The sequence below is a fragment of the Devosia honganensis genome, from assembly GCF_042648785.1.
GTDB classification, from domain to species: domain Bacteria; phylum Pseudomonadota; class Alphaproteobacteria; order Rhizobiales; family Devosiaceae; genus Devosia; species Devosia honganensis.
The window spans coordinates 118,025-140,558 of record NZ_JBHRYD010000010.1 but is presented as its reverse complement, the minus strand read 5'-3'; the positions used below and the strand labels follow the sequence as shown (position 1 = coordinate 140,558).

The 22,534-nt window shown below is 66.9% G+C and carries 20 protein-coding genes and 2 riboswitches; of the genes, 9 read left to right on the top strand and 11 right to left on the bottom strand.

All coding sequences use genetic code 11. The features are described 5' to 3' along the window. Positions 1-2: 2 nt before the first annotated feature. The 6 genes from ACFOOL_RS11670 to ACFOOL_RS11645 all read left to right on the top strand — a co-directional run bounded on the left by ACFOOL_RS11670 (position 3) and on the right by ACFOOL_RS11645 (position 8,152). The gene (locus tag ACFOOL_RS11670) at positions 3-824 is read left to right on the top strand and encodes a cytochrome c oxidase subunit 3 (RefSeq protein ID WP_380097238.1); all 822 of its coding nucleotides are present in this window, start codon (positions 3-5) and stop codon (positions 822-824) included. 86 nt (positions 825-910) lie between these two features. Next, the gene (locus tag ACFOOL_RS11665) at positions 911-1,684 is read left to right on the top strand and encodes an SURF1 family protein (RefSeq protein WP_380097237.1); all 774 of its coding nucleotides are present in this window, start codon (positions 911-913) and stop codon (positions 1,682-1,684) included. Positions 1,685-1,765: 81 nt separating this feature from the next. Further along, the gene (gene thrC / locus ACFOOL_RS11660) at positions 1,766-3,157 is read left to right on the top strand and encodes a threonine synthase (protein WP_380097236.1); all 1,392 of its coding nucleotides are present in this window, start codon (positions 1,766-1,768) and stop codon (positions 3,155-3,157) included. A 49-nt stretch (positions 3,158-3,206) separates the two neighbouring features. Continuing rightward, complete coding sequence (locus tag ACFOOL_RS11655; RefSeq protein WP_380097235.1) at positions 3,207-4,469, top strand: M16 family metallopeptidase; 1,263 nt, start codon at positions 3,207-3,209, stop codon at positions 4,467-4,469. A 6-nt stretch (positions 4,470-4,475) separates the two neighbouring features. Continuing rightward, a complete protein-coding gene (locus ACFOOL_RS11650; protein WP_380097234.1) occupies positions 4,476-5,096 on the top strand; it encodes a GNAT family N-acetyltransferase in 621 nt (206 codons plus the stop codon). Between the two features lie 176 nt (positions 5,097-5,272). After that, positions 5,273-8,152, top strand: a complete 2,880-nt coding sequence (locus tag ACFOOL_RS11645) for an EAL domain-containing protein (protein WP_380097233.1) — start codon at positions 5,273-5,275, stop codon at positions 8,150-8,152. Positions 8,153-8,164: 12 nt separating this feature from the next. On the opposite strand, the gene ACFOOL_RS11640 is transcribed toward ACFOOL_RS11645, so the two are convergent. After that, positions 8,165-8,740: a YqgE/AlgH family protein gene (locus ACFOOL_RS11640; RefSeq protein ID WP_380097231.1), complete on the bottom strand. Its 576-nt coding sequence runs from the start codon at positions 8,738-8,740 to the stop codon at positions 8,165-8,167. A 151-nt stretch (positions 8,741-8,891) separates the two neighbouring features. Here ACFOOL_RS11640 and ACFOOL_RS11635 point away from each other — a divergent pair, with 151 nt between their 5' ends. The 3 genes from ACFOOL_RS11635 (at position 8,892) to ACFOOL_RS11625 (ending at position 10,916) form a co-directional block, all read left to right on the top strand. After that, on the top strand, positions 8,892-9,728 hold the full coding sequence (locus ACFOOL_RS11635; protein ID WP_380097230.1) for a protein-disulfide reductase DsbD domain-containing protein: 837 nt from the start codon (positions 8,892-8,894) through the stop codon (positions 9,726-9,728). Positions 9,729-9,824: 96 nt separating this feature from the next. Then, positions 9,825-10,313: a peroxiredoxin gene (locus tag ACFOOL_RS11630; protein WP_380097229.1), complete on the top strand. Its 489-nt coding sequence runs from the start codon at positions 9,825-9,827 to the stop codon at positions 10,311-10,313. Positions 10,314-10,334: 21 nt separating this feature from the next. Continuing rightward, positions 10,335-10,916 (top strand): hypothetical protein, encoded by a 582-nt coding sequence (locus tag ACFOOL_RS11625; protein WP_380097228.1) that lies wholly within the window; start codon positions 10,335-10,337, stop codon positions 10,914-10,916. Positions 10,917-10,964: 48 nt separating this feature from the next. Here the strand turns inward: ACFOOL_RS11625 and gcvPB are convergent, their stop codons facing one another. The 10 genes from gcvPB to ACFOOL_RS11575 all read right to left on the bottom strand — a co-directional run bounded on the left by gcvPB (position 10,965) and on the right by ACFOOL_RS11575 (position 22,475). After that, on the bottom strand, positions 10,965-12,509 hold the full coding sequence (gene gcvPB, locus ACFOOL_RS11620) for an aminomethyl-transferring glycine dehydrogenase subunit GcvPB (protein WP_380097226.1): 1,545 nt from the start codon (positions 12,507-12,509) through the stop codon (positions 10,965-10,967). After that, on the bottom strand, positions 12,506-13,849 hold the full coding sequence (gene gcvPA, locus ACFOOL_RS11615; RefSeq protein ID WP_380097224.1) for an aminomethyl-transferring glycine dehydrogenase subunit GcvPA: 1,344 nt from the start codon (positions 13,847-13,849) through the stop codon (positions 12,506-12,508). The genes gcvPB and gcvPA overlap by 4 nt, the downstream gene beginning before the upstream one ends. A gap of 2 nt (positions 13,850-13,851) precedes the next feature. Beyond that, positions 13,852-14,217, bottom strand: coding sequence for a glycine cleavage system protein GcvH (gene gcvH, locus ACFOOL_RS11610; protein ID WP_380097222.1), 366 nt, complete (start codon positions 14,215-14,217; stop codon positions 13,852-13,854). A 10-nt stretch (positions 14,218-14,227) separates the two neighbouring features. Continuing rightward, positions 14,228-15,391, bottom strand: a complete 1,164-nt coding sequence (gcvT, locus tag ACFOOL_RS11605; protein WP_380097221.1) for a glycine cleavage system aminomethyltransferase GcvT — start codon at positions 15,389-15,391, stop codon at positions 14,228-14,230. A gap of 53 nt (positions 15,392-15,444) precedes the next feature. Beyond that, positions 15,445-15,537: riboswitch (glycine riboswitch) on the bottom strand. Then, positions 15,538-15,627, bottom strand: a riboswitch (glycine riboswitch). A gap of 113 nt (positions 15,628-15,740) precedes the next feature. Then, the gene (locus ACFOOL_RS11600; protein ID WP_380097220.1) at positions 15,741-16,229 is read right to left on the bottom strand and encodes a F0F1 ATP synthase subunit B family protein; all 489 of its coding nucleotides are present in this window, start codon (positions 16,227-16,229) and stop codon (positions 15,741-15,743) included. A 5-nt stretch (positions 16,230-16,234) separates the two neighbouring features. Then, positions 16,235-16,855, bottom strand: a complete 621-nt coding sequence (locus tag ACFOOL_RS11595) for a F0F1 ATP synthase subunit B (protein ID WP_380097218.1) — start codon at positions 16,853-16,855, stop codon at positions 16,235-16,237. 103 nt (positions 16,856-16,958) lie between these two features. Further along, the gene (locus tag ACFOOL_RS11590; protein ID WP_380097217.1) at positions 16,959-17,186 is read right to left on the bottom strand and encodes a F0F1 ATP synthase subunit C; all 228 of its coding nucleotides are present in this window, start codon (positions 17,184-17,186) and stop codon (positions 16,959-16,961) included. A gap of 58 nt (positions 17,187-17,244) precedes the next feature. Then, positions 17,245-18,024, bottom strand: a complete 780-nt coding sequence (locus tag ACFOOL_RS11585) for a F0F1 ATP synthase subunit A (protein ID WP_380097216.1) — start codon at positions 18,022-18,024, stop codon at positions 17,245-17,247. Between the two features lie 18 nt (positions 18,025-18,042). Next, positions 18,043-18,438 carry an AtpZ/AtpI family protein gene (locus tag ACFOOL_RS11580; protein ID WP_380097215.1) on the bottom strand — a complete coding sequence of 132 codons (396 nt, stop codon included), beginning with the start codon at positions 18,436-18,438 and terminating at the stop codon, positions 18,043-18,045. Between the two features lie 581 nt (positions 18,439-19,019). Next, the gene (locus tag ACFOOL_RS11575) at positions 19,020-22,475 is read right to left on the bottom strand and encodes an AAA family ATPase (RefSeq protein WP_380097214.1); all 3,456 of its coding nucleotides are present in this window, start codon (positions 22,473-22,475) and stop codon (positions 19,020-19,022) included. Between the last annotated feature and the right edge of the window lie 59 nt (positions 22,476-22,534).

Sequence of the window (22,534 nt, the reverse complement as noted above, 5' to 3'; positions counted from 1 at the left end):
ACATGTCAGCCATCGAAAAGAACCATGACTATCACATGGTCGAGCCCAGCCCCTGGCCGTTCGTCATGTCGGTTTCCGTCTTCGTCATGCTGTTCGGGGCCATCGCCTGGATGCAGGACTGGACGCCCTGGGTGTTCTTCATCGGCCTCGCCGGTGTGTTCTACACCTTCTACGCCTGGTGGTCGGACGTGGTGAAGGAAGCCAATAACGGCGTCGACCACACCCCGGTCGTGCAACTGCACCACCGCTATGGGATGATGTTGTTCATCACTACCGAGGTGATGTTCTTCGTCGCCTGGTTCTGGGCCTATTTCGACGGCTTCTTCCGCTATGACGACGTCGAGCAATATAGCCGCGTCGAGCTGACCGGGGGCCATTGGCCGCCGGCCGGCATCGAGCTGTTCGATCCCTTCCACCTGCCGCTGTTCAACACGCTGATCCTGCTCACCTCGGGCACCACGGTGACCTGGGCCCACCAGGCGCTGCTCGACGGCGACCGCAAGGGGCTGCGCTGGGGCCTGGCGCTCACTGTCGCGCTGGGCGTGCTGTTCTCCTTCGTGCAGGCGCTGGAATACAGCCATGCGGGCTTCTCCTTCTCCGGCCACATCTATGGCGCCACCTTCTTCATGGCCACGGGTTTTCACGGCTTCCACGTGCTGATCGGCACCGTCTTCCTGCTGGTCTGCCTGCTGCGGGCCGAGCGGGGCCATTTCACGCCCGAGCGCCATCTGGGGTTCGAGCTGGCCGCCTGGTACTGGCACTTCGTCGACGTGGTCTGGCTGTTCCTGTTCGCCTCCATCTATGTCTGGGGAAGCTGGGCCTGATGGCGGACGGCTGACAACGACGCCGAAATGAATGCGGGGCGCGGCCAGGCTGCGCCCCTTTCGTTTGCAACCGGACGGGACCGGCAATGAGCACGACGACACGGCGCGGCCTGCGCTGGACCGATTTTCTATTCAGCGCGCTGATGCTGGCGCTGGCGGTCGCCTGCGTCGTGTTGGGCAATTGGCAAATGGCGCGGCTGGGCGAAAAAGAGGCCCTGATCGTGGCCGTCGATACGCGGCTGGCCGCCGAGCCGGTTCCGGCGCCGGCGGCCGGCGCCTGGCCCGATCTCGACATGGACGCCTGGAATTTCCAGCCGGTCCTGCTCACCGGCAGCTACCGCTACACCCAGACGGTAACGGTGTTCACCAGCCTGTCCAGCCCGCGCGGTCGCTTCGGCGGACCCGGTTACTGGGTGGTGACGCCGTTCGAATTGGCCGATGGCGGCACGGTCTTCGTCAATCGCGGTTTCGTGCCGCAGGATCTCCAGGAGGCGGCGGCGCTGGGGGATCTGCACGGTGACGATCCCGGCACGGTCACCATTGTGGGGCTGCTGCGTCCGGGCGAACAGGCCGGTTTCATGGTGCCCGAACCCAATATGTCGGACCGTATCGAATGGGTCCGCGATCCCCTGCGGCTTGCCGCCATGGTCGACCCGGCTCTCGCCCCCATCGCTCCGTTCTATGTCGATCTGCTGGCCGGGGCGGAAGGGGACCTGCCCCAGGGCGGCGAAACCGTCGTGAGCTTCAGCAACAATCATTTCGGTTACGCGCTGACCTGGTACGGCTTCGCCATCATCGCGGTGCTGATGCTCGCAGCCTGGTTGTGGCGCCAGGCGCGCCGCCCCGTCTCCGAACCCTGAAGACCGGCAAAAGCTCAAAACCTTGCGGCCATCGCCCGCATTGACTAGGTTGCACCAATTCCAAAAGGGCATTTCCCCTCGATGCAGTTCGTTTCTACGCGTGGCCAGGCGCCCGCGCTTGGCTTCTCCGATGCAGTTCTGGCAGGTCTGGCCGTCGATGGCGGCCTCTACGTGCCCGCGCAATGGCCCCGGCTTTCCGCCGCCGAGATCGCCGCCTTCGCCGGAAAGCCCTATGCCGAAGTGGCCTATGCCGTCATTTCGCGTTTCACCGGCGATGAAATCCCGCAGGCGAGGCTGAAAGCCATCATCGAGGAGGCCTATGCCGGCTTCCGCCATCCTTCCGTGGCGCCGCTGGTGGAGATCGAACCGGGCCATTTTGTGCTGGAGCTGTTTCACGGGCCCACGCTGGCGTTCAAGGACGTGGCCATGCAGTTCCTCGGCCGCATCATGGATCATATATTGGGCGAGCGGGGGCTGAGGGCCACCATTGTCGGGGCGACCTCGGGCGATACCGGCTCGGCGGCCATCGAGGCGTTTCGCGGCCGCGACGCCACCGATATCTTCATCCTACACCCCAAGGGTCGGACCTCGGACGTCCAGCGCCGGCAGATGACGACGGTGCTCGACGCCAATGTGCACAATATCGCCCTTGAAGGGACGTTCGACGACTGCCAGGACGCGGTCAAGGCGATGTTCAACAATCGCCCCTTCCGCGACCGCGTGCGCCTGTCGGGCGTCAATTCCATCAATTGGGGCCGCATCGTCGCGCAGATCGTCTATTACTTCACCGCGGCGGTCTCGCTGGGCGCGCCGCATCGCAAGGTGAGCTTTGTCGTCCCTACCGGCAATTTCGGCGATATTTTCGCAGGCTATTGCGCCAGGCAGATGGGGCTTCCGATCGAAAAGCTGGTCATCGCCACCAATGCCAACGATATCCTGCGGCGGACGCTCGAAACCGGACGCTACGAGATGGCCGGCGTAGCCCCGACCATGAGCCCTTCCATGGATATCCAGGTCTCGTCCAATTTCGAGCGGCTGCTGTTCGAAAGCTCCGGCCGCGACGCCGAGGCGGTGGGCCGCATGATGGCCGGGCTCAGGCAATCGGGCGGCTTCGACCTGCCCGAGGCGGCGCTTGCCGCCATCCGCCGCGACTTCGCGGCAGGCACCACCGACGAGGCGGGAACGCGGGACGCCATCGCGACGACCTATGAGCAAAGCGGCTATCTGCTCGACCCGCATTCGGCGGTCGGGGTCGGCGTGGCGCGCGGTCTGCCCCGCGGCGAAACGCCATTGGTGACGCTGGCGACGGCCCACCCGGCCAAGTTCCCCGATGCCGTTTCCGAGGCTTCGGGTGTCGAGCCGGCCCTGCCGGCCTGGCTCGCCGATCTTTACCAGCGCCCGGAACGGGTTACGATAATGGCCAATGACCAGCGCCAGCTCGAGGATTTCATCGCGGCTCGCAGCCGCGCCTGAACGACACGCAGGAGCCGCGGCCATCCGGCTGCCGGTTCAGGAGGATAGTGTGAGCGTAAGATCGACGACCCTGGAAAACGGCATGGTGGTCCTCACCGACGACATGCCGCATCTGGAAAGCGCTTCTTTGGGTGTCTGGGTCAAGGCCGGGGCCCGCTCCGAGCGCAAGACCGAGCACGGCATTTCACACTTGCTCGAGCATATGGCGTTCAAAGGCACCCAGTCCCGCACCGCGCTGCAGATCGCCGAGGCCATCGAGAATGTCGGCGGCGATCTCAACGCTGCGACCTCCATCGAGCATACCGGCTATTTCGCCCGCGTCCTCAAGGACGACGTGGCGCTGGCCGCCGATATCCTGGCCGATATCCTGCAGAATTCCACCTTCGAGGAGGACGAGCTGGCGCGGGAAAAACAGGTGATCGTGCAGGAGATCGGCGCGGCGCGCGACAATCCCGACGATCACGTCTTCGACCTTTTCCAGCAGGCGGCCTATCCCACCCAGCCCATCGGCCGCACCATCCTGGGCACGGTGGATTCGGTGCGCACCTTCTCGCCCGACACTGTCCGCAAATATATGCGCCGCAACTATGTCGGCGATCACATGGTGATCGCCGCCGCCGGCCATGTCGATCACGACGGGCTGGTGGACGTGGCCCGGCAGCGCTTCGCCGATCTGGCGCCCAACGGCGCGCCTGCGCCCCAGCGGGCGGAATATATGGGCGGCCAGGAACGGCTGATCTCGGACCACGAACAGGCCCATATCGTCCTCGGTTTCGAGGGGCGGGCCTATAATTCCGACGGCTTCTACGCGGCACAGGTCCTGGCGTCGGTACTGGGCGGGGGCATGAGCTCGCGCCTTTTTCAGGAAGTGCGGGAGAAACGCGGCCTGTGTTACTCCGTCTATGCCTTTCACTGGGCCTTCGCCGATAGCGGCGTCTTCGGCGTGGCGGCGGCCACCGGGGAGGACGAGGTGAACGAACTGGTGCCGGTGGTGCTCGACGAGCTGCGCCGCGCCACCCAGACCATCACCGAAGAGGAGGTGGTGCGGGTGCGCAACCAGATTCGCGCGGGCCTCCTGATGTCGCTTGAAAGCCCCTCGGCGCGCGCCGGCCAGCTTGCCCGGCAGCAGATTCTCTGGGGCCGCCCGATCCCGATGCAGGAAACGGTGGAGCGCATCAACCGCATTACCGCCCAGCGCGTCCGCGACGTCGCCGAGCAGATCTTCACCGCCGGCTCGCCCACCCTGGCCGGCATCGGTCCCATCAGCCGCCTTGCCGATGTCGAGAGCATCGGCGAGACCCTGCAGAGCTGACCGGTCATGTTCTGGCCCTGGTCCTCGCCGGCGCCGCTGATCACCTTGCGCGGGCAGCGCGTACTGCTGCGCCTGCCGCAGATGCAGGATTACACCGCCTGGTATGAGCTCCGTCGCGCCAGCCAGGACTTCCTTCGCCCCTTCGAGCCGCGCTGGACCGAACTCGACCTCGCCCGCCGCGTCTACGCCACGCGCGTGCGCCGCGCCCGCCAGGAGGCGGAGGAGGGCACCGACTACACTTTTTTCGCTTTCCTGCCGGGTGAGCGGGGCGACATTCTGGTGGGCGGCATCACTCTTTCCAATATCCGCCGCCGCGCCGCCCAATTCGTCACCCTGGGCTATTGGATGGGACAGCCCTATGCCGGGCAGGGGCTGATGACCGAAGCGGTGGGGCTCGCCCTGCCGTTCATCTTCGAGACGCTGGACCTGCACCGCGTCCATGCCGCCTTTCTGCCCAACAACACGCCATCGCGCCGGGTCCTGGAAAAAAACGGCTTCGTCGAAGAGGGTTTCGCCGAGCGATACCTCCAGATCAACGGGCGCTGGGAGGACCATGTGCTGATGGGGCTCACCCGGGAGCGCTGGGAACTGGCGCGCCTGGGGACGGGCCGCCACCGGGTCGCCTGAGCGCAGCGATCTGTGTGTTGCCGGCCGGCCACAGGTCACGGCGCTTGTCGCGGCGGCCGATCTCCCGTACCAAGTTAGCGCTCCGCCGGAGGAAGAACCGACAAGGGCTTGTCCGGGCTGCGTCGCCCTGAGACCGCCGCCACAATGAAGCCAAGCGCAGGATATAACTGCCCCCGATGCGTCACGTACTTGCATTCGCGTTCTGTCTCGCGATCGCGCTGTCCGCCCTTGTGCCCGCCCGGGGTTTCGAGGTCATCTCCGTCCCCGACGACGTCAATGCCGTCAACCTTTCCGAGGTGGTCGAGGTGGTGCCGGGGCAGGGCGGCCGCGTGCAGTTGTCCACCGCCCCCGATGCCGACGGCATCATCCGCCGCATCGAGGTGCTGGCCTCCGATCCGGGCACCAATCCCTTCTTCGCGCTGATCGCGCTGCGAAACGACAGCGATCAGCAGATCGAACGCCTGCTGGTGGCGCCGTTCTTCCGGCTCCCCGGCTCGGGCGTGTTCCAGCCCGATCTGGGCGCCGAGCGAATCACCGCCATCACCCCCAGCGCCGGCATCAGGCCGGTGCGGCTGGCCGATCCGGAGGCGGACGTCTTCGAGGTGACGCTCGACCCCGGCGCCACCATGACGGTGATCGCCGAACTGGCGTCCGACAGCCTGCCCGAGCTCTATCTGTGGGAGCCCAGCGCCTATCGCGACTATATCAATTCCTTCACGCTGTTCCGGGGCGTGGTGCTGGGCGTCGCCTCGCTGGCGGCCGTGTTCCTGACCATCATGTTCGTGGTGAAGGGGCGCGGCGTCTTTCCGGTCACGGCGGCTTTCGCCTGGGCGGTGCTGGCCTATCTTCTGGTGGATTTCGGCCTGTTGGGGCGTATTTTCGGCCTCTCCGCCGGCGGCGTGCAGCCCCTGCGGGCGGCCGCCGAAGCAGGCATCGCCACGACGCTGGCGGGCTTTTTGTTCATCTATCTGAACCTGCACCGCTGGCATCTGCGCTTCATCCACCTGGCGCTGGGCCTGGCCGCTCTCTTTCTCGCCCTGTTCGCCTTCGCCTTCTTCCAGCCCGCCATTGCCGCGACCATAGCGCGGCTGGTGATGGCGCTGCTCGGGCTCTCGGGCTTCTTCCTCATTCTGCTGCTCGCCCTGCGCGGCTACGACCGGGCGGTGCTGCTGGTGCCCACCTGGATCATCTTCATCGCGCTGCTGTTCTACGCCTGGCTGGTCATTTCCGGCCAGGTGACCAATGACGTGGCCCAGCCAGCCGTGGCCGGCGGCCTCGTGCTCATCGTCATGCTGCTCGGCTTCACCGCCGTGCAGCACGCCTTCTCGGAGGGGCAGGTCTCGATCGGCACGCTGAGCGAGGTCGAACGGCGCGCCCTAGCCCTGACCGGCTCGGGCGACTTCGTCTTCGACTGGAACATCGAGCGCGACCGCCTGACGGTGAGCGACGAACTGACGACCCGGCTCGGGGAGAAACGCGGCGCCCTGCGCGGCGCCATCAAGCGCTGGCTCGACCGGGTGCATCCGGACGATCGCGACCGTTTCCGCACCGCCTTCGACACGCTGGTGGAATTGCGGCGGGGCAAGGTCTCGGCCGATATGCGCGTCGCCGGCCATGACGGCAATTACCGCACCTTCCGCATGCGGGTGAAGCCGGTGCTGGGCGGCGACGGGCAGGTCAACCGCATCGTGGGCACGCTTCAGGACGTCACCGAGGACCGGGCGGCCCGCGAGCGCCTGCTGCACGACGCCGTGCATGACAGCCTCACGGGCCTGCCCAACCGGCAATTGTTCCTTGACCGGCTGGAGCGCGCGCTGGTGCGGGCCCGCACCCCGGGGGGCACCAAGCCGGCGGTGTTCCTCATCGATATCGACCGGTTCATGGAGTTCGAGGAACGTATCGGCCACTCCGCCGCCGACTCGGTCCTGCTGGCCATTTCCCGACGCATCGCCCGCATCATGCGTCCGCTCGATACCGTGGCGCGGATCACCGGAGACCAGTTCGCCGTGATCCTCGCCTCCGAGCAGGCGGCCGCCAAGATCGCCGAGACGGCCGAGCAGATCCGCAAGGCGCTCAAGGCCCCGTTCAATTTCGGCGAGCGCGACCTAGTGCTGACCGCCTCCATCGGCGTCACCATCTATGACAGCAATCCCTCGACCGCCGCCGACGTGCTGCGCGACGCGGAACTGGCGATGTATTACGCCAAGCGCCTGGGCGGAGACCGCATCGAGGCCTATCGCGCCTCGGCCCGTTCGATTGCCTCCTACAACAAGGCCAGCGAGGAAGACCTCGAGCGCGGCATGAAGCAGGGCGAACTGCACGTGCAGTTCCAGCCGGTGATGGATCTGGTGTCCGGCCAGATGGTGGGTGCCGAGGCGCTGATGCGCTGGAACCATCCGACGCGCGGCGTGGTGACGCCCGAGGAGTTCGTGCCGCTGGCCGAGCGCTCGGGCCAGATCGAACGGCTCGGGCGGCTGGCCTTCGAGCAGTCCGCGGCGCAGGCCCGCGACTGGATGACCACTCTGGGCCTGCCCGAGGGCTTCTTCATTTCGGTCAATCTCTCGCCCGCCCAACTCGCGACCGAGACCCTGCTGGCCGATATGCGCAATCTCGTGGCGCAGGACCGGGCGCTGGCCGGGCATCTCAAGCTCGAAATCACCGAAAGCCAGGTGATGACCAATCCCGAGCATTCCGCCTATATGCTGGAGGCGTTGCGCAATATGGGACTGGGGCTGGCGCTGGACGATTTCGGCACCGGCCACTCGTCGTTGAGCTATCTGCACCGCTTCCCGTTCGACACCATCAAGATCCCGGCGCCTTTCGTGCGGCTGGGCACCGATAGCGGCATCGCCCACACGCAGACGCCGATCATCCGCGCCATCGTGGCGCTGGCCAACGATCTCGACCTGATGGTGATCGCCGAAGGCGTGGAGAGCCTCGACGAGATCGAGCGGCTGCGCCAGCTCGATTGTCGCTACGCCCAGGGCTTTGCCTTCAGCAGTGCCATGTCGGGCGTGGAACTAGGCCGGAAGCTCGCGACGCAATTGGGCAAATAGGGCGCTTCCCTGTCAGCCGTGGCCGGCTTCGGGGCTGAGCGACGCCCGGGTGATATGGAGGCTTTCCAGCGCCCGGTCGTAGCGTTGCTCCACCGGTATGTCGAACAGCAGCTCGCGGCTGAACGGAACGGTCAGCCAGCCATTGGCGCCGATCTCCTCCTCGAGCTGTCCCGGGCTCCAGCCGCAGCATCCCAGCGCCAGCAACGACGACCGGGGGGCCGGGCCGAACGCCATGGCCTTGAGCACGTCGAGCGTGGCTGTGAGGCCGATATCGTCGCTGACCTTATAGGTGTTGCCGCTTTGATAATCGCCCGTATGCAGCACGAATCCCCGGCCTTTCTCCACCGGACCGCCGCGCATGACGGCGCGCTGGCGGATGGAATCGGGCAGGCGGATGACCGCGTCGGGATCACCCAGGTCGAGCTCGTCCAGAATGTCGGCGAAACGCAGATTGGCCAGCTCGTGGTTGACCACCAGCCCCATGGCGCCTTCGCTGCCGTGTCCGACCACCAGGATCACGCTCTCGGCGAAACGCTCGTCCTCCATATCGGGCATGGCGACGAGAAATTGACCTTCAAGAGAATTCATGGCGCAATTGTAGGCTGAGGGACAAGGTCTGCCAAGCGCAGGCCCGTTCACCAAGTCGCCAGTCGCTTTTCCCGCGGCACGGAGGCTTCTCACGAAGGCCTGAAAGGGGAAGGGCTGTTTCTTCACCCCCAGCTGCGATACTGCCAGGATCATGCGCCCGCTTACCGCCTTCGCTCTCGCCGCCCTCATCTCTGTCCCATCCGTTCACGCGGGCGAAACCCCGTGGCAGGAGGTCGCCCCCGGCGTTTCCGTCCGGCTGATCAGCACCGGAAAGGCCCCGGAGGCCGGAAAGGTGCTGATGGGCCTCGAATTCGACATGCCGCCCAACACCAAGACCTATTGGCGCGTGCCGGGCCAGACCGGGCTGGCCACCCAGCTCGATCTTTCCGCCTCGCGCGGCGTCGGCGGCCATGCGGTGCATTGGCCCCATCCCCGGCGGGAAGAGAGGGGCGGCTATCTCGACCATGTCTATTACGGCCACGTCCTGCTGCCCGTCGAACTGGCGGCCGAAGACGGGACGGGAATGGTGGATATGCGCGCGACCATGGGCATCTGCTCGGAAATCTGCATTCCCGCCCAGGCCCGTTTCGTGCTGCCGCTGCGCGATGCCGAGCCGGACCGGCCCAACGAACTGCGCATCCGCCAGGCCCTGGCCGAAGTCCCCGTCCCCTGGGAGAGCGGGCCCGTTCCGGTCGGGGCGGTGAGCGCAAGGGAGGACGGGAAGGCGATTGCCGTCGAGGTGACCGGCAGCGATCTCGATGTGGAAACGCTTATCGTCGCGACCGGGGACGGCCGGCCGCTGTTCGGCGCGCCGCAAAAAAGCCCTCAAGGCGCTTTAGTCGTGCTTCCCATCCTGGGTAAAACCGACAATAGTGACCTGAATGGCATGAGCGTCGAGCTTACCTTCATGACGCAGATGGGGGCATATAGCGTCAATCGGACCATCGGCGCCGGCGCAGGGGAATACGCGGCGGCGCAGGGCCGATAAGACAGCCGAACTTGTGCGTGAAGGCAAAGCCGCATATCGCATGGGTTCGAGTTTCTGAGTGGGGCGGCAACGCCGAGCATGGGGCGACTTCCACCAATGATCCAACGCGGCAATCCGATCCCCTCCGTCGGGATCAAGCTGGTGACTGCTTCCGGCGTCGAGGACACGACGAGCGACGCGGCGCTGGGGCAGGGCATAGTGGTGCTGTTTTCAGTGCCGGGCGCCTTCACCCCCACCTGCCATCTCAACCACCTGCCGGGCTTTCTCGCCAATGCCGACCAGCTGCGCGCCGCCGGCGTCGACAAGATCGTCTGCGCCGCGGCGAACGACCATCACGTGCTGAAGGCCTGGGCCGAAGCCTCCAACGCGCTCGGCAAGATCGAATTTCTCGCCGACGGCAATGGCGATCTGGCCCGGGCGCTGGGACTGGACAAGGATTTTTCGCAGTCCGGCATGGGCTTGCGCTATGCCCGCGCGGCGATGATCATCCGCGAGGGCGTGGTCGATGCCGTGTTCGTCGAGGATGCGCCCGGCGTCAATGCCAGCGGCGCCCCCGCAGTTCTGATGGCTCTCGAAGCCGCCTAATCGCCAGGAGCCACCGTGAAGATGATCCAGACCCTGACGTCCACGCTCCGTTTTTCCACGATGGCCGGGCTCGCCATGGCCCTTGCCGGCTGCTCCATGGGGGGCATGTTCGGCGGCGGCTCGTCCTCGGCCAATCTGCAGAACGCGACCGCGACGCCACAGGCGGTGGCACAGGCGCAGACCAATGCCCTGCCCGTCATCGCGACCGAATGTCCGCCCATCAAGGTGCGCCTGGGCGGCGAGGCCATGTATTACTATGGCGGCGGCCGCGTGGGCGACGCCAGTTCACTGCAATATCAGGGCGTCATTGACGAGACCTCGCGCAATTGCGTGGTATCCAACGGCCAGATCACAGTGAACATGGGCGTTGCCGGTCGCGTGCTGCTCGGCCCCGCCGGCAAGCAGAACTCGGTCAACGCACCGATCCGCTTTGCGGTCGAGCGTGACGGCCAGGCCATCTTCTCGGAAAAATACACCATCCCCGTGGCCATCACCCCGCCGGCGCAGATGTCCGAATTCGTAAAGGTGGTCGAGAACGTCACCATCCCTTATCTCGGCGGCGAAACCATCACCATCTGGGTCGGTTTCGACACAAGGGGATAGGCCGGCCGCGCCACGGCGCCCGGCTCCTTTCACAATATATGACGGACGCTACTCGGCTGCCCTGGGCAGTTCGGGCGGTTTCTCCCATTTGAGCACGGGCTGGCGGGCGGCGCGGGTTTCGTCGAGACGGCGGCGCGGGGCCTTCACCGGGGCGGCGGTGAAGCGGCCGGTATTGCCGGCCTTCGCGTCCTCGGCCAATTCCGCCATCACCTCGCAGAAGCGGTCCAGCGTCTGCTTGCTCTCGCTTTCCGTGGGCTCGACCAGCATGGCGCCGCGCACGACCAGCGGAAAATACATGGTCATGGGATGAAAGCCCTCGTCGATCAGCGCCTTGGCGAAGTCGAGCGTGGTGACGCCGCTGCCCTCGAGGAAGCTGTCATCGAACAGCGCCTCGTGCATGGCCGGGAAGGCGGGGAAGGGCACCGAGAACAGATGCTCCAGCCGCGCCTTGACGTAATTGGCGTTGAGGACCGCGTCCTCTGCCGCCTGGGCGAGGCCGTCCCTGCCGTGGCTGAGCATATAGGTCAGGGCCCGCACATACATGCCCATCTGCCCGTGAAAGGCGGTGATGCGGCCCAGCGCCTCGCCTTCTTCATGCTCGACCAGTTCCAGCCCGCCGGCGCCCTCGCGGATGAACGGCACCGGGGCGAAGGGCGCCAGCGCCGCCGAGAGCACCACCGGACCCGCCCCCGGCCCGCCGCCGCCATGCGGAGTCGAAAAGGTCTTGTGCAGATTGATGTGCATGGCGTCGATGCCCAGATCACCGGGGCGCACGACGCCCATGATGGCGTTGAAATTGGCGCCGTCGCAGTAGAAGAAGGCGTCCGCCTCATGCACGGCCCGGGCGATCTCGATGACCTGCGGCTCGAACAATCCGCAGGTATTGGGATTGGTGAGCATGATGGCGGCCACGTCCGGCGAAAGCGCCGCCTTGACCGCTTCGACATCGACGGTGCCGTCCTCCCGCGCCGGAACGGGCCGCACCGCATAGCCCAGAAAGGCGGCGGTGGCGGGATTGGTGCCATGGGCGCTTTCGGGCACCAGCACCGTGTTGCGGTGGCCTTCGCCCCTCGCCGCCTGCGCCGCCTTGATGGCCATCATGCCCAGCAATTCGCCATGGGCGCCCGCCTTGGGCGAGAGCGCCACCGCCGCCGTATTGGTGAGGGTCATCAGCCAGCGGGCAAGCTGGTTCATCAGCTCCAGCGCACCCTGCACGGTCGAAACCGGCTGCAGCGGGTGGATGTCGGCAAAGCCCGGAAGCCGCGCCATCTTCTCGTTGAGGCGCGGATTGTGCTTCATCGTGCACGATCCCAGCGGGTACATGCCGCTGTCGATCGAATGATTGAGGCGGGAGAGGCGGACATAGTGGCGCATCGCCTCGGGCTCGGTGAGACCGGCCAGATCGAGCGCGGTCCGGCGCTGAAAACCCCCGAGGCGGTCGTGCGGAAGCTCGATTTCGGGCAGGTCGACGCCGGAATGCCCGGTGTCGCCGATCTCGAACAGGAGCGGCTCGTCCGGCAGCAGCGCCGAACCGGACGCGGCGGTGCCCACGGTGCCGATGCCGGTGGGGCGGCCCTGCATGTTCATGCTCATGCCAGCTCCTCCTTCAGCGCGGCGACGAGGGCCGCGATATCGTCGGCGGTGGTGAGTTCGGTCGCCGCCAGGATGATGAGATCGTCGACCTCGGGATCGCCGGGCAGGAGGCGGCTGGCCGGAACGCCGGCGAGGATGTCGCGGCCCGCCAGGCGCTCCACCAGTGATTCGGCCCGTTGCGGCACGCGGATGGTCATCTCGTTGAAAAAGGTCCGGTTGAGCACGGTGACGCCGGCAATGCCGGCCAGCGCGTCGGCCAGAAGAATGGCATTGGCGTGGTTGAGCCGCGCCAGGCGCACGAAGCCGGCTTCGCCCAGCAGCGCCATATGGATGGAAAAGGCGAGGGCGCACAGCCCGGAATTGGTACAGATATTGCTGGTCGCCTTTTCGCGGCGGATATGCTGCTCCCGGGTGGAGAGCGTCAGCACGAAGCCGCGATTGCCGTCGGCATCGACGGTTTCGCCACAAAGCCGGCCCGGCATCTGCCGGATGAATTCCTTGCGGGTCGCCATCAACCCCAGATAGGGGCCGCCGAAATTGAGGGCATTGCCGATGGACTGGCCCTCGGCGACGACGATGTCGGCGCCCAGCGCGCCCGGCGCTTCGAGCAGCCCCAGCGAGACCACCTCGGCGATCACCACCACCAACAGCGCGCCCGCTGCATGGGCGGCGTCGGCGGCGGCGCGCAGATCGCGCAGATGGCCGTAAAAATCCGGGGTCTGGATGACGATGGCGGCGGTGTCGCCGTCGATATGGGTGAAAATGTCGCCCTGCCCCTCCGGGGAGGGGGACAGGCAGACGAGGTCCGGATCGTCCTTGAGATAGGTCTTCACCACGTCGCGGTAATGCGGGTGCAGGCCGCCGGAGAGGACGATCTTGTTTCTCCGGGTGAGCCGGCGCGCCATCAGCGCGGCCTCGGCGGTCGCGGTCGAGCCGTCATAGAGGCTGGCATTGGCCACGTCCATGCCGGTGATCCGCGCCACCTGGGTCTGGAATTCGAACAGCATCTGCAGCGTGCCCTGCGAGATTTCCGGCTGGTAGGGCGTATAGGCAGTGAGCCATTCGGAGCGCTGGATCAGATGGTCGACCGTCGCGGGAACGTGGTGGCGATAGGCGCCGGCGCCGACGAAGAACGGACCGTCGCCCGCGGCATGGTTCCGGCCGGCCAGCGCGCGCATATGCGCCTCGACCATGAATTCCGGGCAGTGATCGGGCAGGTCGAGCGCGAAGGTCCTGAAGGCGGCCTCGGGCACGGCGCTGAACAGGGCGTCGATGGTGTCGACGCCGATGACGCCGAGCATCTCGACGCGCTCATGGGCGGTGTGGGGGAGGTAGCGCATGGTTATTTCGTCATGTCCGCATAGGCCGCATCATCGAGCAGATCGTCGATCTGGCCCGCATCTCCGATCTCGAGCTTGAAGATCCAGCCCTCGGCCTCCGGTGCGGAATTGACGAGGCCCGGCTCGCCCGCCAGCGCCTCGTTGACGGCGATGACCTTGCCGGAAACGGGCGCGTAGATTTCCGAGGCGGCCTTGACCGATTCGACTACTGCGGCCTCGTCGCCCTTGTTGAGGGTCTTGCCGATTTCGGGCAGTTCCACAAAGACGATGTCGCCCAATTGCTCCTGGGCATAGGCGGTGATGCCGACGATGCCGGTCGTGCCTTCGACGCGCAGATATTCGTGGTCGGACGTATATTTGGTGGTCATGAGCGGGGCCTCAGGCTGGCTTGCGGAAATAACGGTGGGGAACGAAGGGCGTCTCGACGACCCGGGCGGGCTGGGCGCGGTTGCGCACCGCAACCTGGACGGGAGTGCCGGGCGCCGCAAAACCGGGCGGAACAAAGCCCAGCGCGATGGCCTTGCCCAGCGTGGGCGCAAAGCCGCCGCTGGTGACGATGCCGATGGAATGGCCGTCCGTGTCGAGGATTTCGGCGCCATCCCGGGCCGGCGCGCCCTCGACGATCAGGCCGACGCGTCGGCGCGAGAGTTTCCCCTCACGCTCGGCGAGAATCCGGCCGGCGCCGGGAAAATCGGCCGCCTCGCGCCGCCGCCTGGAAACGGCAAAGCCCAGCCCGGCCTCGACGGGCGAAATGGTTTCGTCGAGCTCGTGGCCATAGAGCGGCAGGCCGGCCTCGAGACGAAGGGTGTCGCGGGCGCCGAGGCCGACGGGCTTGACGCGGGTATCGGCCAGCAACTCGTCCCAGAGGGCCACCGCCTCGTGGGCGCTGACAAGGATTTCGAAGCCGTCCTCGCCGGTATAGCCGGCCCGGGACACGAACACCCTGTCCTTGCCCCATTCGAAGACGCCATAGCGCATGAAGTCCAGATCGACGGCCCGGGGCAGGACCGAGGCCATGACGGCTCCCGCCTCCGGCCCCTGCAGGGCCAGAAGGGCATAATCGTCGTCGGCGCGCACCAGCCGCGCCCTTTCGCCCACCGCCGCCTCGATATGGGCGAAGTCGGTCCGCTTGGTGGCGGCATTGACCACGATGTAAAGACCGCCCGGGGTGATGGGCGAGCGGCCGATCATCAGATCGTCGATGGTGCCGCCATCATCGTTGAGCATCAGCGTGTAGCGAAGCTGGCCGGGCGCGAGCCCGGCGATATCGCCGCACACCAGCGGCTCGATGACAGCGGCGATGGCGGCGTGGGCATTTTCCGGCTCACCGGCCGGATCGGCGAGCATCAGGAAAGCCGGCCCCATATGGCTGACATCGAACAGGCCCGCATGCTCGCGGGTCCATTTATGCTCGGCCATGATGCCGGAGGGATATTGCACCGGCAGGGAATAGCCGGCGAACGGGACCATGCGGCCGCCGGCCGTCACGTGGCGTTCGTAGAGCGGGGTCTGCCGGAGAGCGTCGGGACTGGATGGGGTCATGGGCACACTCAGGGTTCGAGGCGACACGTCGAAGCTCCGCCGTCGGCGGAGTGCGTGCCCCCTCTGTCCTTGCCCTGAGAGATTTCCCGGCTGAGCGCCGGTTGCTCCTTCGGGGAGGCTGCAAGCAGCCCGCTTTCCAGAGTGCGTACCGAGCTGCGGTCCGGTTGCCTGAGAGTTTCCGGGGCGGTTGCTCCTTCGGCGCTGGCCATTGCGCCAGTCTCTCCCGCAGTCGGTGAGAGGATGATGGAGAATTCCGGCGGCGTCAATCGCGGTTGCGATTTCGTGCGCGGAAACAAAAAAGGCGGGCATCGCTGCCCGCCTCGGATTCGACCTGGCCGGATGGCCGGTGTTAGTTCAGCCGGTTGCCGACATCGGCGATGGCGGCGTCGACCACCTTGCCGCCCTGCTTGCCCATCTCGTCCGAGAGCACCGCGCGGGCCGCCTCGATGGCGATATCGGCGGAGCGGGCCCGGACCTCGGCGACGGCCTGGGCTTCGGCCTGGGCGATCTTGTCCTCGACCGAACGGGTGCGGCGGGCGACGAGATCGGCCAGGGAGGCCTGCGCCTCGGCGGTGAAGCGCGTCGCTTCTTCCCTGGCGGCCGTGATGATGCCTTCCGCCTCCTGTTCGGCGGCTACGCGCTTGTGCTCATATTCGACGAGCAGGGCGGCGGCTTCCTCGCGCAGGCGCTTGGCTTCGGCGATATCGGTCTCGATCTGGGCGATCTTGCCGTCCAGCATCTTGCCGATGATCTTCGGCACGCCGAAGAACACCATCATCCCCAGAAAGACGATCAGCGAGATGAGGGCGAAGAAGCTGTTGTCCAACCATTCGGCCATGATGCTTACCCCTTGACCTTGGCGACGGCGGCGCGGACGCTGTCGGCGGAAACGTCGCCGACGAGCTGGCCGACCACGGCCTGGGCCGTTTCGGCGGCGATCTCGTCGACATGGGTGAGGGCCTCGGCCTTGGTCTGCGCGATGCGGGCCTCGGCGGCGGTGACCTTGGCGGCCAGATCCGCCTCGGCGGCGCCGCGCTTTTCGGCCAGTTCCGCCTGGATCGCCTCGCGGGTTTCGCTGGCGATGCCCTGCGCCCTGGTCCTGGCCTCGGCCAGCGCCTTTTCATAGGCGGCGATGGCGGCATCGGTCTTCTGGCGATCCGCGTCGGCGGCGGCCAGATCGGCGTCGATCAGCCCCTTGCGGTTCTCGAGGATGCCACCGATGCGCGGCAGGGCGACCCGGCTCATCAGCACGTAGAGCGCGCCGAAAGTGATGGCGAGCCACAGGAGCTGGCTGGGGAAAGTCGCAGGATCGAACGGCGGAAACACCCCATCGTCGTGATGGGCCTCGGTGGTGGCATGGGTGCCGATGGTCGGATCGGCGTGTTCGACGCCATCGGCCGGCACCACTTCGCCGGCGTCGTCCACCGGGGTTTCCGCTTCTTGAGCGTAGGCTTGCGTTACCATCTGGTCGAGGTCCCGTTAAGTCCGGTCATCCGGCCGGAAGGGCCGGAAAAGGAGCGCAGCCGGACGGAACCGTCCGGCCACGAAAGCTCTTCAATGTCGCGGATCAGGCGACGAACAGCAGGATCAGGGCAACCAGGAAGGAGAAGATGCCCAGAGCTTCGGTCACGGCGAAACCGAAGATCAGGTTACCGAACTGGCTGGGGGCGGCCGACGGGTTGCGCAGGGCGCCCGAGAGGAAGTTGCCGAAGATGTTGGCCACGCCCATGGCGGCGCCGGCCATACCGAAACAAGCAATGCCGGCACCGATGAACTTCGCGGCTTCAGCTTCCATTTTAATGTCCTTTCAAGCGACTGGAGGTTTCCGGCGGGGCATCCGCCGAGATTGGGGGTTAGTGGGACGGGTGGATCGCGTCGTTGAGATACATGCACGTCAGGACCGCAAAGACATAGGCCTGAACCGTGCCGACGAGAAACTCGAGGCCGGTGATGGCGATCGCCATGCTGAGCGGCAGGATGGAGGCGGCCCAGCCGAGCGCGCCCAGGCTCGCAATCATCATCACCATGAAGCCGGTAAAGACCTTGAGGGTGATGTGACCGGCGAGAATGTTGCCGAACAGTCGAACCGACAGGCTGATCGGACGCGAGAGGAAGGAGATGACCTCGATCGGCGTCACGATGGGAAGGATGTAGCCCGGCACGCCGGCGGGTACGAAAAGCTTGAGGAATTTCGGACCGTTCTTGATGAAGCCGTAGACGATGACGGTGATGAACACCAGCATCGACAGGGCGAAGGTGACGATGATGTGGCTGGTGACGGTGAAGAAATACGGCACCATGCCGAACATGTTAGCCACGAAGATGAAGGTGAAGAGGGAAAACACCAGCGGGAAGAACTTCATGCCGGCGGTGCCCGCCGAGCTTCGCACCATTCCGGCGACGAATTCATAGAGCAGTTCGGCGGTGAGCTGAGCGCGGGTCGGAACGAGCTTCCGGCCGGACGTCGTCAGCAGCAGGAAGGCCACGATCGTCGCCACGGTCAGCACCATGAACAGCGCCGAATTGGTGAAGGTGAAGGTGATCCCGCTGCCTTCGGTGCCGTCGCCTCCGAGCGTGAACAGCTCGAAAATATCGGTGATGACAAACTGGTGGATCGGGTCAGTACCGGCCATGGAGCCCTCTAAGCGTCATCAATTCTCGTCCCGCTCTTCGTCGTCCGCGCCAGGTCCGAGATCGGAGCCCGGCGGGGCAGGCGACGCGGCATTCATTTCCGCCACCACTCGGATGACGTTCAGGATTCCAGCGGCGAAGCCCATCAGCAAGAGGATGAGCAGGCCCCAGGGGCTGGTTCCCAGGCCAAGGTCGATGAGATAGCCGATGCCGGCACCCACCAGAACCGCGGCGATGAATTCGGTGCCGATGCGCAGGCCGCGCGCCAGACCGCTCATCTCCGGGGAAGCGTCCCGGGAGGCCTTGTCGTCCTCCGCTTGCCGCTCCCGCTTGGCAGAGGCGATGCGCGATGCCAGATCCCGCGTCGCCTCCCGGGCGTTTTCCGGCCGGCCATGGTCACCCGGCGGTATGGTCATCCGCAGCTCCCCTGGCCGGTCAGCCTCCCGATTTCGGGAGCGCCCTCTAAGTCGCGCGCAACATAGTGGTGGCCCCAAACGGTGTCAAGGCAGGTTGTGCGGTGATAAGTGATTGTTTTGCCAGCAATATTCGCTCTTGAACCGGGGTGCGTCATGCTGTCCACGCGATGATCGTGGCGGAGTCATGGCCGGGAAGGGGGAATCCATCGCTGAAATGGACGTGCGCATTTGCCGCCCGGCCTTTTGGCTTTGCGGTTTCACGGGTAACGGGCGGCCTTTGACTCGACCTTTTTGTACAATGGGAGCCAAGGGCCGCCCGTCACGCCACCGGCTTGCTTGAGGGGTCTGGATTCAGGCGGTGCCGTTATCGCAGGCCCGGCTGCCAATTTTCTACCCCCGCAGGAGAACGCCTTCTCCATCCGATGCTCCCCGCCCGGCCCTGCGTCGGAGCCGCGTGTGCGGCGGGGATGGACAAAGGATAGGGCGGCAGCCAGGGGACGGGGATAAGTTCTTTTCGGGGGGATGCCGCGGGCATCGAGCGCGTGGAGGAAAGTGCTGTCCCTCAAGAGGAGAGGGGCGCATCAACTGGCCTCGCGAAAACTTTCCGCGGTTTGCAGGTCGACGGAGACGAGCTGGCTGACGCCGCGCTCGGCCATGGTGACGCCGAACAGGCGGTCCATGCGGCTCATGGTGATGGGGTTGTGGGTGATGACCATGAAGCGGGTATTTGTCCGCTGGCGCATGGAATCGAGCAGATTGCAGAACCGCTCGACATTGGCGTCGTCGAGCGGCGCGTCCACCTCGTCGAGAACGCAGATGGGCGCGGGATTGGTGAGGAAGACCGCAAAGATCAGCGACATGGCGGTCAGCGCCTGTTCGCCGCCCGAGAGCAGCGTCATGGTCTGCGGCTTCTTGCCCGGAGGACGGGCGATGATCTCGAGCCCGGCTTCCAGCGGATCGTCGGATTCGACGAAGCTCAGCTCGGCCGTGCCGCCGCCGAAAAGCGTGGTGAACAGCTCCTGGAAATGGGCGTTGACGCGGCCGAACGCCTCGTTGAGGCGGGCGCGCCCCTCGCGGTTGAGCGCCGCGATGCCGCCCCGCAGCCGGGCGATGGCCTCGATGATATCGTCCCGGTCCCCGACCATGGTGTCCAGCTTGTCCTGGACCTCCACCGCCTCCTTCTCGGCCGACAGATTGACCCCGCCCAGGCGCTCGCGCTCGGCCTTGAGCCGCTCCAGCTTCTGTTCGGTCGGCTGTTCGGCGGGCAGGGCCTCCTCCGGCCTGATCCCGGAGGCCTCGAGGGTGCGGTCGGCGGGGATGCCCAGCGATTCCTCGGTCTGCCGCTCGATCTGCTGGCGCTGGGCGATAACGCCCTTCAGCCGCTCCTCGATACGGGTAAGCTCGATGCGCACCCCATTGAGCGCGTCGCCGCTGGCCTTGAGCGTCTTGTCGGCCTCGCGCCAGGCGGTCTGAGCGGCGGCGAGCCGGTCACCCGCCGCGCGATGCTCGACATTGGCCTGCGCGATCTGATCCTCGAGCTGGGCCTTGCGCCCGGCAAAGCCCTCCGGCGCCTCGGCAAGGCCGGCAAGCTGGTCGCGGACGTCGGCGGTGCGCTGGTCGAGCGTCGCCAGTTGCGCCCGGGCGCCGTCGCCGCGACGCTGCCAGGCGGCGCTGTCGCGGGCCAGTTGCTCGAGGCGGGCGGCCCGCATCCGGAACGCCGATTCCAGCGTGGCGAGCCTGAGGCGCGCCTGCTCGGCGGTGTCGCGCAGCGCCGCGACGCGCCGCTCGCCCTGGACGGCCGATCCTTCCAGCGCGCTCTCGTCGCCGGCCCGGACCAGGGCATCTTGCGCTTCGGCCTCGATGGAAGTGGCTTCGGCGAGGCTGGCGGCGAGCCGCGTCCGCGCCTCCTCCAGCGTCGAGCGGCGGGTGGCCAGATCCCCGACGGCGCGCTGGGCCTTGTCGAGCTCGGCCTGGGCGGTGGCGATAATGTGCTGGGCGCGGCGCCAATCCTCGCGGCGGGCGCGCTCGGCCTGCCGGGCCGCCTCCAGGGCCGCCTCCAGCGCCCCGACATCGCGCCTCCAGGCATTGCGCTCGCCTCTCGCCCGGGCGATCTCCTCCTCGAGCTCGGCAAGGCGGTTGCGCTGGGCGAGACGCTGTGCGGCAGCGCTGGGCGCGTCGGCGGCGGCCACGAAGCCGTCCCAGCGCCACATGGCGCCATCCAGCGTCACCAGGCGCTGGCCGGGCTTGAGCGCTCGCATCAGGGCCGGGCCGTCCACGGCATCGACGAGCCCGATCTGGTTCAGCCGGCGCGCCAGCAGCGGCGTGCCCGCGACATGGCGCGACAGCGGCTCGGCGCCCTGGGGCAGGGCCGGATCGTCATAGAGGTCGATGGCCACGGACCAGTGCATGGGCGCGCCTTCATCGGAGGAGGCTTCGAGATCGTCGCCCAGCGCCGCGCCCAGCGCGGTCTCATAGCCCGGCGCAACCTGCAATTCGTCGACGATGGCCGGCCACAGCCCGGCGCCGGTATTGAGCATGCGGCCCAGGGTGGAGGCTTCCGCCTCGAGCCGCGTGACCAGCGCCTCGAGCTCGGCAAGGCGCGGCCTGGCGGCCTCGAGCTTGCCCTGCGCGGCTCCGGCTTCCTCCTCGGCGGCAAGGGCGGCGGTCTCGGCCCGGCCGGCCTGCTGCCGGGCGCTGTCCAGCGCAGCGCGGCGGAGGGAGAGGGTTTCATCGGCCTCGAGCGCCGCGACCACTCCGGCCATGTCGGCCTCGACCTCCGACAATTGCTGGGCGATGCGGGCGCGGCGCCCGGCGGCGTCCCGGGCATTGCGTTCGGCCTGCACCCGCTGGGCGCGCGATTGCGCCAGCGCGTCGGCGGCGGCGCGGCTGGCGGTTTCGGCCTCGGCAACGGCGGCGCGGGCGCTCTCGGCCTCGCTCCGGGCCGCATCGTGACTGGCCTGCGCTTCCTGCTGCTCGGCGGCGAGGCGGGCCTGCTCGTCCCGGCAGGCGGCAAGGGCGGTTTCGCTCTCGGCGACCAGATCGCGCTCGCGCCCGCCATCGGCTGCGATCTGGCGGAGGCGATCTTCCAGCTCGGCGCGGCGCTGGCTCATGCGCCGCGCCTCCTCCTCCAACTGCTCGGCCAGGATCCTGTAGCGCTGGAGAACGGCGCCGGTGACGGCTTCGCGCTCGCGCAGCGGCGCCAGCGCCGCCTCGGCCCCTTCGGCCGCCTTCTGCGCCACATGCCCGGCATGGGTGGCGTCGGCCAATTGCCGGACCAGCACCGCCTGCGCCGCCTCGGTCTCCTTTTCGGCGACGCGGGTGGCGACCCAGCGAATGTGGAACAGGGTGGCTTCGGTGCGCCTTATATCGCCCGAAAGACTGCGATAGCGCGTCGCGAGGCGCGCCTGCCGCTTGAGGGTTTCGAGCTGGATCTCGATCTGGGCGATGATGTCGTCGACCCGCTCGAGATTGCCCTCGGCGGCGCGCAGCCGCAATTCGGCCTCGTGGCGGCGCGAATGCAGGCCTGAAATGCCCGCCGCCTCCTCGAGCAGCGCCCGGCGGGCGGTGGGCCGCGCCGCGATCAACTCCCCGATCTGCCCCTGCCGCACCATGGCGGGCGAGCGGGCCCCGGTCGAGGCATCGGCGAACAGCAACTGCACGTCGCGGGCGCGCACCTCCTTGCCGTTGACGCGATAGACCGACCCGGCCTCCCGCTCGATGCGGCGGGTAATCTCCAGGATGTCGGAGGTGTTGAGGGCGGCGGGGGCGGTGCGGTCGGAATTGTCCAGAACCAGCGTCACCTCGGCGCTGTTGCGCGCCGGCCGGTTGCCCGAGCCGGAAAAGATCACGTCGTCCATGCCCGAGGCGCGCATGGCCTTGTAGGAGCTTTCGCCCATTACCCAGCGCATGGCCTCGACCAGGTTGGACTTGCCGCAGCCATTGGGCCCGACAATGCCGGTCAGGCCCGGCTCCATGACCAGAACCGTCTCGTCGCAAAAGGATTTGAAGCCGTGCAGCCGCAGGCGGGAGAACTTCATATCCGCCCGCCCTTCAGCTCATCGGCGCGCAGGGCTCGCGCGTCCGGAAAATGGGAACT

Excerpts from the sequence above, each read along its gene's own strand:
- ACFOOL_RS11670 (WP_380097238.1), top strand. The coding sequence starts at position 3 with ATGTCAGCCATCGAAAAGAACCATGACTATCACATGGTCGAGCCCAGC.
- ACFOOL_RS11665 (WP_380097237.1), top strand. The coding sequence starts at position 911 with ATGAGCACGACGACACGGCGCGGCCTGCGCTGGACCGATTTTCTATTC.
- thrC (WP_380097236.1), top strand. The coding sequence starts at position 1,766 with ATGCAGTTCGTTTCTACGCGTGGCCAGGCGCCCGCGCTTGGCTTCTCC.
- ACFOOL_RS11650 (WP_380097234.1), top strand. The coding sequence starts at position 4,476 with ATGTTCTGGCCCTGGTCCTCGCCGGCGCCGCTGATCACCTTGCGCGGG.
- ACFOOL_RS11645 (WP_380097233.1), top strand. The coding sequence starts at position 5,273 with ATGCGTCACGTACTTGCATTCGCGTTCTGTCTCGCGATCGCGCTGTCC.
- ACFOOL_RS11640 (WP_380097231.1), bottom strand. The coding sequence starts at position 8,740 with ATGAATTCTCTTGAAGGTCAATTTCTCGTCGCCATGCCCGATATGGAG.
- ACFOOL_RS11635 (WP_380097230.1), top strand. The coding sequence starts at position 8,892 with ATGCGCCCGCTTACCGCCTTCGCTCTCGCCGCCCTCATCTCTGTCCCA.
- ACFOOL_RS11630 (WP_380097229.1), top strand. The coding sequence starts at position 9,825 with ATGATCCAACGCGGCAATCCGATCCCCTCCGTCGGGATCAAGCTGGTG.
- ACFOOL_RS11625 (WP_380097228.1), top strand. The coding sequence starts at position 10,335 with ATGATCCAGACCCTGACGTCCACGCTCCGTTTTTCCACGATGGCCGGG.
- gcvPB (WP_380097226.1), bottom strand. The coding sequence starts at position 12,509 with ATGAGCATGAACATGCAGGGCCGCCCCACCGGCATCGGCACCGTGGGC.
- gcvPA (WP_380097224.1), bottom strand. The coding sequence starts at position 13,849 with ATGCGCTACCTCCCCCACACCGCCCATGAGCGCGTCGAGATGCTCGGC.
- gcvH (WP_380097222.1), bottom strand. The coding sequence starts at position 14,217 with ATGACCACCAAATATACGTCCGACCACGAATATCTGCGCGTCGAAGGC.
- gcvT (WP_380097221.1), bottom strand. The coding sequence starts at position 15,391 with ATGACCCCATCCAGTCCCGACGCTCTCCGGCAGACCCCGCTCTACGAA.
- ACFOOL_RS11600 (WP_380097220.1), bottom strand. The coding sequence starts at position 16,229 with ATGGCCGAATGGTTGGACAACAGCTTCTTCGCCCTCATCTCGCTGATC.
- ACFOOL_RS11595 (WP_380097218.1), bottom strand. The coding sequence starts at position 16,855 with ATGGTAACGCAAGCCTACGCTCAAGAAGCGGAAACCCCGGTGGACGAC.
- ACFOOL_RS11590 (WP_380097217.1), bottom strand. The coding sequence starts at position 17,186 with ATGGAAGCTGAAGCCGCGAAGTTCATCGGTGCCGGCATTGCTTGTTTC.
- ACFOOL_RS11585 (WP_380097216.1), bottom strand. The coding sequence starts at position 18,024 with ATGGCCGGTACTGACCCGATCCACCAGTTTGTCATCACCGATATTTTC.
- ACFOOL_RS11580 (WP_380097215.1), bottom strand. The coding sequence starts at position 18,438 with ATGACCATACCGCCGGGTGACCATGGCCGGCCGGAAAACGCCCGGGAG.
- ACFOOL_RS11575 (WP_380097214.1), bottom strand. The coding sequence starts at position 22,475 with ATGAAGTTCTCCCGCCTGCGGCTGCACGGCTTCAAATCCTTTTGCGAC.